13 protein-coding genes are annotated in these 11,394 nt (G+C 68.6%); 9 read left to right on the top strand and 4 right to left on the bottom strand.

Annotated elements, in window-relative coordinates; all coding sequences use genetic code 11:
• The first annotated feature begins 37 nt into the window (after positions 1-37).
• The 4 genes from fdxA to ACFE7F_RS00150 all read left to right on the top strand — a co-directional run bounded on the left by fdxA (position 38) and on the right by ACFE7F_RS00150 (position 2,624).
• Positions 38-379 (top strand): ferredoxin FdxA, encoded by a 342-nt coding sequence (gene fdxA / locus ACFE7F_RS00165; protein ID WP_375401813.1) that lies wholly within the window; start codon positions 38-40, stop codon positions 377-379.
• 190 nt (positions 380-569) lie between these two features.
• Positions 570-1,103 carry a CarD family transcriptional regulator gene (locus ACFE7F_RS00160; protein WP_375401812.1) on the top strand — a complete coding sequence of 178 codons (534 nt, stop codon included), beginning with the start codon at positions 570-572 and terminating at the stop codon, positions 1,101-1,103.
• 112 nt (positions 1,104-1,215) lie between these two features.
• Positions 1,216-1,938 (top strand): head GIN domain-containing protein, encoded by a 723-nt coding sequence (locus ACFE7F_RS00155; RefSeq protein ID WP_375401811.1) that lies wholly within the window; start codon positions 1,216-1,218, stop codon positions 1,936-1,938.
• A complete protein-coding gene (locus tag ACFE7F_RS00150) occupies positions 1,935-2,624 on the top strand; it encodes a GIN domain-containing protein (RefSeq protein WP_375401810.1) in 690 nt (229 codons plus the stop codon). Before ACFE7F_RS00155 ends, ACFE7F_RS00150 begins: the two co-directional genes overlap by 4 nt.
• Here ACFE7F_RS00150 and ACFE7F_RS00145 read toward each other — a convergent pair.
• Together ACFE7F_RS00145 and mgtE are read right to left on the bottom strand one after the other, a co-directional pair.
• A complete protein-coding gene (locus tag ACFE7F_RS00145) occupies positions 2,621-3,025 on the bottom strand; it encodes a DUF1489 family protein (RefSeq protein ID WP_375401809.1) in 405 nt (134 codons plus the stop codon). The genes ACFE7F_RS00150 and ACFE7F_RS00145 overlap by 4 nt on opposite strands.
• Before the next feature lie 37 nt (positions 3,026-3,062).
• A complete protein-coding gene (gene mgtE / locus ACFE7F_RS00140; protein ID WP_375401808.1) occupies positions 3,063-4,469 on the bottom strand; it encodes a magnesium transporter in 1,407 nt (468 codons plus the stop codon).
• A gap of 105 nt (positions 4,470-4,574) precedes the next feature.
• Here mgtE and ACFE7F_RS00135 point away from each other — a divergent pair, with 105 nt between their 5' ends.
• From ACFE7F_RS00135 to ACFE7F_RS00115, 5 genes are all read left to right on the top strand, one after another.
• Positions 4,575-5,033: a peptidylprolyl isomerase gene (locus ACFE7F_RS00135; protein WP_375401807.1), complete on the top strand. Its 459-nt coding sequence runs from the start codon at positions 4,575-4,577 to the stop codon at positions 5,031-5,033.
• Positions 5,034-5,115: 82 nt separating this feature from the next.
• Complete coding sequence (locus ACFE7F_RS00130; RefSeq protein WP_375401806.1) at positions 5,116-6,555, top strand: amidohydrolase; 1,440 nt, start codon at positions 5,116-5,118, stop codon at positions 6,553-6,555.
• Positions 6,552-7,853: an amidohydrolase family protein gene (locus ACFE7F_RS00125; RefSeq protein WP_375401805.1), complete on the top strand. Its 1,302-nt coding sequence runs from the start codon at positions 6,552-6,554 to the stop codon at positions 7,851-7,853. Before ACFE7F_RS00130 ends, ACFE7F_RS00125 begins: the two co-directional genes overlap by 4 nt.
• Before the next feature lie 89 nt (positions 7,854-7,942).
• Complete coding sequence (locus tag ACFE7F_RS00120) at positions 7,943-8,749, top strand: bacteriorhodopsin-like (protein WP_375401804.1); 807 nt, start codon at positions 7,943-7,945, stop codon at positions 8,747-8,749.
• Positions 8,750-8,758: 9 nt separating this feature from the next.
• A complete protein-coding gene (locus ACFE7F_RS00115) occupies positions 8,759-9,718 on the top strand; it encodes a Brp/Blh family beta-carotene 15,15'-dioxygenase (protein WP_375401803.1) in 960 nt (319 codons plus the stop codon).
• On the opposite strand, the gene ACFE7F_RS00110 is transcribed toward ACFE7F_RS00115, so the two are convergent.
• Both ACFE7F_RS00110 and ACFE7F_RS00105 read right to left on the bottom strand, forming a co-directional pair.
• On the bottom strand, positions 9,715-10,329 hold the full coding sequence (locus ACFE7F_RS00110; protein WP_375401802.1) for a LuxR C-terminal-related transcriptional regulator: 615 nt from the start codon (positions 10,327-10,329) through the stop codon (positions 9,715-9,717). The two genes, ACFE7F_RS00115 and ACFE7F_RS00110, sit on opposite strands and share 4 nt — an antisense overlap.
• An 81-nt stretch (positions 10,330-10,410) precedes the next feature.
• The gene (locus ACFE7F_RS00105) at positions 10,411-11,295 is read right to left on the bottom strand and encodes a LysR substrate-binding domain-containing protein (RefSeq protein ID WP_375401801.1); all 885 of its coding nucleotides are present in this window, start codon (positions 11,293-11,295) and stop codon (positions 10,411-10,413) included.
• Between the last annotated feature and the right edge of the window lie 99 nt (positions 11,296-11,394).

Genomic DNA, 11,394 nt, shown 5'->3' with positions numbered 1-11,394 from the left:
TCCTTCGCCCGATCGCCCCACGGAGCCGTGTAAGCCAATGACCTACGTCGTCACCGACGCCTGCATCCGCTGCAAGTATATGGACTGCGTCGAGGTCTGCCCGGTGGACTGCTTCTACGAGGGCGAGACGATGCTGGTCATCAACCCGTCCGAGTGCATCGATTGCGGCGTGTGCGAGCCCGAATGCCCGGCCGAGGCGATCCTGCCCGATACGGAAAACGGGCTGGAGCGCTGGCTGGAGCTCAACACTACCTTTTCCGCCAGCTGGCCCAACGTCACGCGCAAGGCCGACCAGACGCCTGCCGACGCCGACGCGCACAAGGGCGAGGCGGGTAAGTTCGAGCTGTATTTCACCCCGGAGGCGGGGAAGGGCGACTAGGCCGCGCCTAAGGCCGCCGTTTCGCTGGATTTTTGTGCTGAGTCATGTTAATGAAACTCGGGACGGACGTTATTCCACACGTCCGGTCGGAGTTGCATGACCCTTTTCCCCGATCGCCGGCCTCGCTGCGGCTCCCGCCGCTTCCAGCGCCGCGCCTGTCGGGTCGACCCAATCCGGAAAGGCCCCGTGAATGGCTGCCAAGCCCCTGTTGTTCGATGTCGGTGATTACGTGGTGTACCCCAAGCACGGCGTGGGCCGTGTGATCGAGCTGCAACGCTCCGAGATCGCGGGCATGCAGCTTGAGCTGTACGTGCTCCGGTTCGAGAAGGAGCGCATGACGCTGCGCGTTCCGACCAACAAGGCGGAGTCGGTGGGCATGCGCAAGCTGTCGTCCGACAAGACGTTGCGCGAGGCACTGGAGACGTTGAACGGCAAGCCCAAGGTGAAGCGCACCATGTGGTCCAGGCGCGCGCAGGAGTATGAGGCGAAGATCAATTCGGGCGATCTGGTGTCGATCGCCGAGGTGGTCCGCGACCTGTTCCGCGCCGAGGACCAGCCCGAGCAAAGCTATTCGGAGCGCCAGATCTTCGAGGGCGCGACCAGCCGCCTGGCGCGCGAGCTCGCCGCGATGGAGGAGACCGACGAGAAGAAGGCGCAGGAGCGCATCCTCGACATCCTCCGCGCGTCCGCCGCGATCTACAACAAGGACAAGGTGGCGGCCTGATCTTCAGGGATCGGTTGAGCCTTGGAAAGGGCGGGGCTGCGGCTCCGCCCTTTTCATTTGCGGGCCGGCCCGTCCGTGTGTTATCCATATACTACACATTAGGGAGGTCATCATGCGCGCACTCGGATTGCTCTTCACGTTGCCGCTCATCGCCTGTTCGGCGAGTGCGGCGGGGACCGACGAGAGGGCGGAGGCCCGGGGGACGGGACCGTCGCGCGATTACGCGATGTCCGGTTTCTCCCAGGTCGACCTGCGCGGGTCGGATGATGTCGAGGTCCGGGTCGGGCCGGCTTTTTCGGTACGGGCGCAAGGGCCGGCCGAGGAACTCGACAAGCTGGAGATCACGCGGAGCGGCGATAGCCTGCGGATCGGACGCAAGCGGACGGTCGGGATGAAGTGGCGCGACGGCGAGGGCATGAAGGTGTTCGTCACCATGCCACGCTTGGCCGGGGCGAGCGTTTCGGGATCGGGCGACATGACGGTCGACCGGGTCGAGGGTGACCGCTTCGAAGGCGGCGTCGCGGGATCGGGTAGCCTGGCGGTCGGCGCGATGCGCGCGGCGAACGTATCGCTGTCGGTCGCGGGGTCGGGCGATCTGGTCGGCGCGGGAACGGCGCGCATGCTCAGCATGGAGATCGCCGGGTCGGGCGACATCGACGCGCGCCAGCTCACCGCGTCCGAGGCCCGGGTGTCGATCGCGGGCTCGGGCAATGCGCGCGCGGTCGTGAACGGCCCGGCGCGGATCAGCATCGCGGGGTCGGGCGATGTGGAGCTGGGCGGATCGCCGCGCTGCACGACGTCGAAGGTCGGATCGGGCGAAGTGCGCTGCGGGTGATCCGCGCTGCGGTCCTGCTGCTCACCCTTTTCGCCGTCCCCGCCGCAGCCGCTGAGAAGCGGTTCGCGGTCGGAAGTTTCGACCGGGTGCGCGTCAACGGCCCGTTCGAGGTGACCTACGCCACCGGATCGCCGAATGCGCGCGTTTCGGGCGACGCACGCGTGATCGATCGGGTCGATGTTCGGGTCGACGGGACGACGCTGACCATCCGGGGCAACCGCCAGGGCGGCGACGAGCGGCCCGTCGCCGTCCGGTCCGAGCCGGTGATCGTGACGCTGTCCTCGCCCTCGCTCGCTTCGGCGTCGGTGTTCGCGGGCGGACGGCTGAGCGCGACGCGGGTTAGGGGCACGCGGGTCGACCTGACGATCAGCGGGGCGGGGGTAATCGCCGTGGCCGACGCGACCGCCGACTTGGTCAACGCCACCGTGATCGGCACGGGAACGGTGACGCTCGCGGGCCGTGCGGCCAAGGCGCGCTACGTCATGAACGGGGCCGGGCGGATCGATGCGGGCAAGCTCGAGGCGGGCGACGTATCGGTGCTGCTCGACGGGCCGGGCGAGATCGCGGCGATGGCGCGGTACGACGCGCAGGTCACGAATACGGGACTGGGCTCGGTCAGCATCTCAGGCACGCCCAAATGCACTGTCCGCGCGCGGGCGGGCGGACCGGTCGCCTGCGGACGTTAGAGCAGCGCCAGCCCGGACAGCTTGCCCACCAGCAACGGCGGAAGTGCCGCGACGCCGGTCTCGTCGCCGGCCAGATCGATCGGCGCGTCGGCATGCTCCAGATAACGCCAGCCCTGATGCGCGCGTTTGGGGCGGGCATGGATGAGGACGACCTCCGGGTGGAGATGGATCGCGACGCGACCACCCTCCGCCTCGCCGAAATGGAGGATAGCGGAGCGGGCGACGAGCTGGTGCTTGACGATCCAATAGAGCGAGCCCGCGCCAGTGACTTCCTCGTGGCGTTTGGGGAGGTAGCGCGTGGTCAGGAAGCCCTCGCCGCTGGCGGCGCGGGCCTGCCAACGCGCGGCGAGCTGATCGACGCTCGTCACGCCGAACGCTACCTTGGTCAGATGTAACGGCATTTCGGCTATTTGGGCTTAGCCGACGGACCGAGCAACCCTAGCCCGCGATCCCCGAGGCGGTGGCGAGACCCAGGAACACCAGGAACCCCATCGAGTCGGTCACCATCGTCACGAACACCGACGAGGCGACCGCCGGGTCCGCGCCCGCGCGCTCAAGCGTCAGCGGCACGAGTACGCCCGCCAGACCGGCGATGACGATGTTCGTCATCATCGCCGCCGCGATCACACCGCCCAGCGCCGGGTTGCCGAACACCAGGCTGACGCCGACGCCGATGACGAGCGCGATCGTCGCGCCGTTCAGCAAGGCGACGCGGAGCTCGCGCCCGACCGCGCGCGCGGTGTTGGACGCGGTGAGCTGGTTGGTGGCGAGCGCGCGCACCGTCACCGCCAACGTCTGCGTACCCGCATTGCCGCCGACCCCTGCGACGATCGGCATGAGCGCCGCCAGCAACGCCATGCGCGCGATCGAGTCCTCGAAATAGGCGATGATGCTGCTGGCGACGAGCGCGGTGAACAAATTGGCGACGAGCCAGCGCGCGCGCGCCTTATAGCTGTCGAACACGGGCTCGTTAATGTCGCCTTCGCCGCCCGCGCCCGACAGCAGCAACGCGTCCTGCCCCGCCTCTTCCTGGATGATGTGGACGACATCGTCGACGGTGATCATGCCCACCAGTCGCCCGCCGCCATCGACCACCGCCGCCGAGATCAGCGCATATTTCTGGAAGCGGAGCGCGACCTCCTCCTGGTCCATGTCGACGGGGATCAGCGTCTGTTCGCGCTGCATCACGTCGGCCAGCGCGATCCCGCGCGGGGTGCGGAGGATCCAGGAGAGTTGGCAATAGCCGACCGGGCGGTGCGACGGGCCGACGACGTAGATCTCCCAGAAATCGGTCGTCAGCTCGTCATGTCCGCGCAGGTAATCGAGGACATGGCCTACCGTCCAATGTTCGGGGACCGCGATCAGCTCGCGCTGCATCAGGCGGCCCGCGGACTCCTCGGGATAGGACAGCGCTTCTTCGATCGCGGCGCGGTCGTCGGGCTCCATCGCGCGGAGCACGTCGCGGCGGTCGTCGTCGTCCAGATCCTCGATGATCGCGACCGCGTCGTCGGTGTCGAGCTCCGACGCGATCCCGGCGACCTCGCTGGGGGTGAGCGCGTCCAGGAGTGCGTCGCGGACCCAGTCGTTCATCTCGGCGAACACGTCGCCGTCGAGCAGGTCGGAGACGGCGTGGGCGAGCGCGGCGCGGCGGTCGGCGGGAGTTAGTTCGAACAGGTCGGCGATGTCGGCGGGGTGGAGCGGCTCGACCAGGCGGCGCGCGCCCTCGGTATCGCCCTCCTCGACCCGGTCGAGGACCTCGGAGACGAAGGCGGGTTTGAGCCGGTCGTCCTCGTCGAGCTGGGTCCGGTCGTCGCCGCCTAGCAGGGGCGCTTCGATGTCGCTCATGAAACGCCCTCCTGTGCCCGCTGGCCCTAGCGGGGGGTCGGGCAGTTTGCCACCCGGGCGCACGCTCCCTAGATGCGCCGCGCGACACACCAAGGAGTTTTCCGCATGGCCGACCAGTTCGATACGCTCACCCTGACCCTGGACGGCGGCGACGTCGTGATCCGGCTCCGGAACGACCTCGCGCCCGGGCACGTCGCGCGCATTGCCGAGCTGGCCAACGAGGGTTTCTATAACGGCGTCCCGTTCCACCGCGTGATCCCCGGTTTCATGGCGCAGGGCGGCGACGGCGGCAGAGGTGACGGCACCGGTGGTTCGACCAAGCCGAACCTGAAGCAGGAGTTCTCAAGCGAGCCGCACAAGCGCGGCACCTGCTCGATGGCGCGGACGGGCGAGCCGAACTCGGCCAACTCGCAGTTTTTCGTGTGCTTCGCCGATGCGCGCTTCCTCGACAACCAGTACACCGTCTGGGGCGAGGTGACGTCGGGCATGGATCTGATCGACGCGCTGCCCGTCGGCGAGCCGCCGCGCGCGCCCGGCAAGATCACGACCGCGCGCGCCGCCTGACGCCCAAGGCCGGTCGCGGCCGGTGGACGGCCGCGACCGACCCCGTTACGACTTCGGCCGAGCAACGGGTCGAGGAGGCGTGATGTCGCGAGCGGGTAAGTGGATGCGGGCGGGCTTGGCGGGCGTCGGCCTGATGGCGCTGGCGGCTTGTTCGGGGACCGGCGCGGCGCCCAAGAGCGCGTCGGCGGCCAAGGGCAAGGATGCCGCGCCCGGCCGGAACCTCGCCTATTCGCACGACCCGTTCCCCTCCACCTACCGCGCCTATCCGGGTACGGCGACGCTGGTGACGAACGTCACGGTCTATGACGGCGAGGGCGGGCGGATCGAGCGGGGATCCGCATTGTTCGCGGACGGCAAGATCGTCGAGATCGGCCAGCAGGTCGCCGCACCGGCGGGCGCGACCGTTATCAACGGCGCGGGCAAGTGGATCACGCCCGGCATCATCGACATCCACAGCCATCTGGGCAACGGCGCGTCGCCGTCCGTCCAGGCGACGTCGGACGTGAACGAGGGCACCGACCCCGTCACCGCCGATGTCTGGGCGGAACACGGTGTCTGGCCGCAGGACCCCGGCTTCGGGCGGGCGCTCGCCAATGGCGGGGTGACGACGCTCCAGATCCTGCCGGGCTCCGCGAACCTGTTCGGCGGGCGGAGCGTGGTCCTCAAGAACGTCTATGCGCGCACGGTGCAGGGGATGAAGTTTCCCGGTGCGCCTTACGGCCTCAAGATGGCGTGCGGCGAAAACCCCAAGCGGTCCTACGGGAGCAAGGGGCGCAAGCCCTCGACGCGGATGGGCAACGTCGCGGTCGACCGCGCGACCTGGGCGCGCGCCGCGAAGTACAAGCGCCAGTGGGACAATTACGAAGACAAGGGCGGCGACCGGCCCGACCGCGACATCGCGCTCGATACGCTGCGCGGCGTGCTGGCGGGCGAGATCCGCGTCCAGAACCACTGCTACCGCGCCGATGAGATGGCGATCGTCATGGATATGGCCAAGGAGTTCGGATACCGCGTGACCGCGTTCCACCATGCGGTCGAGGCCTACAAGATCGCCGACCTCCTCAAGGCCAACAACACCTGCGCGGCGGTGTGGGCCGACTGGTACGGGTTCAAGATGGAGTCGTATGACGGGATCGGCGAGAACCTGGCCATCCTGCAGAAATCCGGCGCGTGCGGGATCATCCATTCGGACGACGAGAACGGCATCCAGCGACTCAATCAGGAGGTCGCCAAGGCGCTCGCGTCGGGACGGCGCGCCGGCATCCAGGTGAGCGACGCCGAGGCATGGCGCTGGCTGTCGCACGGCCCCGCGACCGCGCTCGGCATCGCCGACCGGACGGGGAGCCTAAAGCCGGGCAAGATGGCGGACGTGGTGCTGTGGAACGGCGATCCGCTATCCGTCTATACCCGGCCCGAGAAGGTGTGGATCGACGGCGCGCTGCTGTATGACGCGCTCGATCCGAAGCGGCGGCCGGTCAGCGATTTCGAGCTGGGCCAGCCCGGGCAGGGAGACGTGAAGTGAAGCGTCTGGCCATCCTCCTCGCCGCGACCTTCGCGACACCGGTGAGCGCGCAGACCGTCGCCGTCGTGAACGGCACCGTCGCGATCGGCGACGGATCGCAGCCGATCCCGAACGGCACCGTCGTGTTCCGCGACGGGCGCGTCGTTGCGGCGGGCGCGAACGTCGCCGCCCCGGCGGGCGCGACGGTGGTGGACGCGGCGGGCAAGTGGGTGACGGCGGGCACGGTCGCCGCCTGGACCGACCTGGGCCTCGTCGATGGCGGCTACGGCGTGGGCGAAAGCAACGACGTCGTGGCGCGCACCGGGTCGTTCGGCGCGGCGATCGACGTGGCGGCGTCGATCAATCCGGCGGCCGCGGCGATCGGCAACGAGCGGTTGGGCGGCGTCACGCGCGCTTTCGTCGCGCCGGGTGCGGACAAGTCGATCTTCGCGGGCCGCGGTGCGGTCATCGATCTGGGCGCGGACGCCGATCCGGTCACGCGGGCGCGCGCGTTCCAGTTCGTCGAGATGGGCGAGCGCGGGGCGGAGATCGCGGGCGGATCGCGTCCCGCCACCTTCGCGGCGCTCGCCGACGCGCTGGAGCAAGCCGAGGATTTCCGCCGCGACCGGCGCGGGTTCGACGGGCGGGGGAGCGACGCGCTGCTCAAGCGGGCGGACGCGCAGGCGCTGCTCGACGTGCTGGACGGGCGCACGCCGTTGATGGTCCATGTCGAGCGCGCGAGCGACATCCGCGCGGTGCTGGTTCTGCCGCGCACCTACCCCAAGCTCAAGCTGGTGCTGCTCGGCGTGACGGAGGGATGGATGGTCGCGCGCGAGATCGCGGCCGCCCGCGTCCCCGTCATCGCCGCGGCGCTCGCCGACCTGCCCGCCTCGTTCGAGAGCCTGGCCGCGACCGAGTCCAACGTCGGCCGACTGACGGCGGCGGGCGTCACGGTCGCGATCTCGACGGTGGGCGCGAACACCGCGCCGGGCGAGCACATCCTGCACCAGTACGCGGGCAACCTCGTCGCCATCGCCACCCTGCCGGGCGCGACCGGCCTGAGCTGGGGACAGGCCTTCGCCGCGATCACCTCCAAACCCGCCGAGGCGCTGGGCATGGACGGCGAGATCGGCTCGCTTCGCCCCGGTCGCCGGGCCGACGTGGTGATCTGGAGCGGCGATCCGCTCGAGTTGTCGTCCGCGCCCGAGGCGATCTGGATCGACGGCGTGCGCCAGCCCGCCAACTCGCGCCAGCGCCGCCTGCGCGACCGGTATCTGACGCCGACCGAGGGCGCGCTGCCCAAGGCGTACGAGCGGTGACGCACGGGGGCGCGACTACGGCATAAATACCGTATCCCGCCCCCGGCTCCATGGGCCTAGCTTCCCGGTACCATTCCAGGGGAGACACCATGGACCAGTCGCAGACGATATCCGCCGCGCAGTATTTCTTTGTCTACAACGCGTTTTCGTTCACGTTCGCCACGATGGCGGCCACGACATTGTTCCTGTGGCTGAGCAAATCGGAGGTCGCGCCCCCGTACCGCACCGCGCTCGTCATCTCCGGGCTGGTGACCGCGATCGCCGCCTATCACTATCTGCGCATCTTCGAGAGCTGGCAGGCCGCCTACGAAGTGTCGGGCACCACCGTCACCGGCACAGGCAACGCGTTCAACGACGCGTACCGTTATGTCGACTGGCTGTTGACGGTGCCGCTGCTCCTGATCGAGCTGGTGCTGGTAATGCGCCTGTCGTCCGAGGAGACGTACAGCAAGGCTACCCGGCTCGGGCTGGCGGCCGCGCTGATGATCATCCTGGGCTATCCGGGCGAGGTCGCGACCGACACGGGTACCCGCGTCCTGTGGGGCACCCTGTCGACGATCCCGTTCCTCTACATCGTCTATGAGCTGTTCGTCGGCCTGGGCGCCGCGATCAAGCGCCAGCCGGAGAGCGCGCGGAACCTGATCAACAACGCGCGCTGGCTGACCTTCGCGTCGTGGGGCTTCTACCCGATAGTCTATATGATCCCCTTCACCTCGTTCGAGGGGCCCAATGTCGAGACGGCGCTCCAGATCGGCTACACGGTCGCCGATATCATCGCCAAGGCGGGCGTGGGCGTGCTCATCTTCCTGATCGCCAGGCGCAAGTCGGTGGCCGAATATGGCGATGTCGAGGGCAATTATCCGCCGCAAGAGGCCGCTGCTATGGCGCGACACTAAGGACGGCGGGTGCCGAGGGTCGCGACCTCGGCGACGACGGGGCGGGGCGGTTTCGATCGTCCCGCCCCCGGTCGTTCGCAGGCGGGCGTTGCGGAGCCGTCCGGTTATCGTTGTACCCCGGCGCACGCGTCCATCTACACGGCGCTGGCGGCGTCGCTGCTCTGCATCCACGCGCTCGGCGGGATGCTGGCTAGCGACGCCGCGACGACGGTCGGGTGTTTCGCGCTGCTGCTGGTCGGCCTGCCGCACGGTACGCTCGATCTGGAGTTGATCAAGCGTGAGCGCGGGCGGGTCTCCATGCCCGTCCTATTGTTGCTTTATCTCGGTTTCGCCGCCGCGATGTACGCGCTGTGGCGCGTGGCCCCGCTTGCGGCGCTGATCGCCTTCCTGCTGACCGCGGCACTTCATTTCGCCGAGGATTGGCGGGAGGTCGATCAGTCTTTCCTGGCGCAAGGCGCGGCAGTTGCGCTGCTCACCGCGCCCGCGCTGGCGCACCGGTCCGAGCTGGCCGCGTTGTTCGTCGCGCTTAGCGGCGTGGAACGGGCAGGGTCGATCGCCGATATGATGCTGATGATATCGCCCATCGGCCTGGCCGTCGGCGGGGTAGCGACCCTGCGGCTGTGGACGACCGGGCGGCGGCCCCAGGCCGCGGTCACCGCGGCGACGCTCGCCGCGATGACCGCGCTGCCGCCCGTGACCGGGTTCGCGCTGTTCTTTTGCGTCCACCACTCGCCGCGCCACCTGCGCGAGGCGTGGGGCGATCTGGCGCGCGCCGGGCCGCGTAGGTACTCGCCGATCGTCGGAGCGCTGACGCTCGCGGCGCTCGGGATCGCCGCCGGGCTGTTCGCGCTCGAGACGCGCGCGGACCTGGCCGCGCGGGTGGTCGCGGCGAGCTTCATGACGCTGTCGATCCTGACCGTACCGCACATGGCTGCACCCGCCATCCTGTCGCGGTGGAGGGACTTCTAAAGCCCGGCCTCGACCGCGATCCGGATGGCCTCGGCGGTGCTTGCACCGTTCAATTTCCTGAGCAGCAACGTGCGGTGCATCTTCACGGTCTTCTCGCTCAGGCGAAGGTACCAGGCGATCACCTTCGTCCGATCGCCGGCGGCGATCCTTTCGAGGATCTGGCGCTGGCGCGGGGATAGCGTCTTGACCATCGCCACCGCGCAGTCGCGGCGCGAGAAGGAGCTTTCGCCGCCGGGCGGCAGTTCCACCTGCGATCCGACGAAATAGCGCAAAGTGCCGTCGGCTTCGAAGATCGGCGCGACGAGAACGGCGTTGCGGAACGGTGTCCGGTCGCGTTTGTAATTCAGGATCTCGACCAGCACGGGCTGGCGGCGGCGGATGCCGTCGCCGATCCGCTCGGTCAGCCAGGGCTCGGTCGCAGCACCCGCCAGGAACTTGCAGTTGCGACCGATGATCTCGTCAGGTGGATAACCTGTCAACTCGCAGAAGGACGGGTTGGCGGCGATGATGGGATTGGCAGGCAATCGCGGATCGCTGATCACCGCCGCGAACGGGCTGCGCTGGATCGACGCGATCAGCGCGTCGCCGTCATCGCTCCATGCGGTCGCCATTCGGCTAACCCTCCCCGATTTCGGCAGATAACATGAAACAAACGGCTCGCGACGTGAAATCATCGCGGGCGGTAAACCCGTTTACCCGCCCGCCAGCGTGCGGATCAGCCAATCGTGGAACAGCTTGACCGGACGCGTTCGCAGCGCGCGCGGACGGCAGACGAACCAGTAGCTATAGGGGCTCTCCACCTCGATATCGAACAGCCGGACGAGGCGGGGATCGTGCGCATCCTGATAGTGCGATTCGTGCATGAAAGCGACGCCTAACCCCTGCGCCGCGGCCTCCAGCATCAATGCGCCGGAGTCGAACTGATCCACCGCCAGCGGCTCGACGGCGTCGATCCCGGCCGCGTGCCGCCAGGTCGCGAAGGTGTCGGGCATGTCGCGGTGAATCAGCGCCGTCACTTGGCGAAGCTGCGCCGGATCGGTCAGCGGCGTTGCTCCTTCCACGAGCGCGCGGCCGCCGATCACGAACACGCGGTTGCGATCGAGCCGGTGCGCGTAGAGCATCGGGTCGATCTCACGAGCCAGCGCGATGGCGACGTCGAGCCCGTCGCCGAGGCGAATCATCGGATGGCTGGCGGTATCGATGTCGAGATGGAGTTCGGGATGCTCGCGCCGAAGCTCGCCCAGACGCGGGAACAGCCGCTGCGACGCGAACAGCGGCAGGACGCCGAGCCGGACTCGGAGCACCTCGGTCCCGGTGGTCATCGCCTCGACCGCGTCGGACATCTGATCGAGCACCGGCGCGATCTGGGCAAGCAGCCGCTCGCCGTCGCCGTTGGGCACCGTCGCCTGGTGCCGCCGGTCGAATAGAGGGCGGCCGATGAACCGCTCCAACGTCTGGATACGGCGGCTGAGCGCGGGCGGCGAGAGCGCAAGCTCGGTCGCGGCGGCCTTGACCGAGCCGGTGCGCGCGACCGCGACGAACGCCTCGATCGCCCCTAGCGGCGGCAGCCTGCGCATACTGAACCCCTCCTGAGGTGATAACGATCACACAGAGCCGGTGCTGGCCGGCGATTGCAGTAAGCGCAATCGTATTCACGGCATTTCGCACTTGCAACA

The sequence above is a fragment of the uncultured Sphingomonas sp. genome (assembly GCF_964235535.1).
Lineage (GTDB): Bacteria > Pseudomonadota > Alphaproteobacteria > Sphingomonadales > Sphingomonadaceae > Sphingomonas.
Note: the sequence above shows the minus strand (reverse complement) of the source record. Positions and strands in the feature narration are given on the sequence as shown.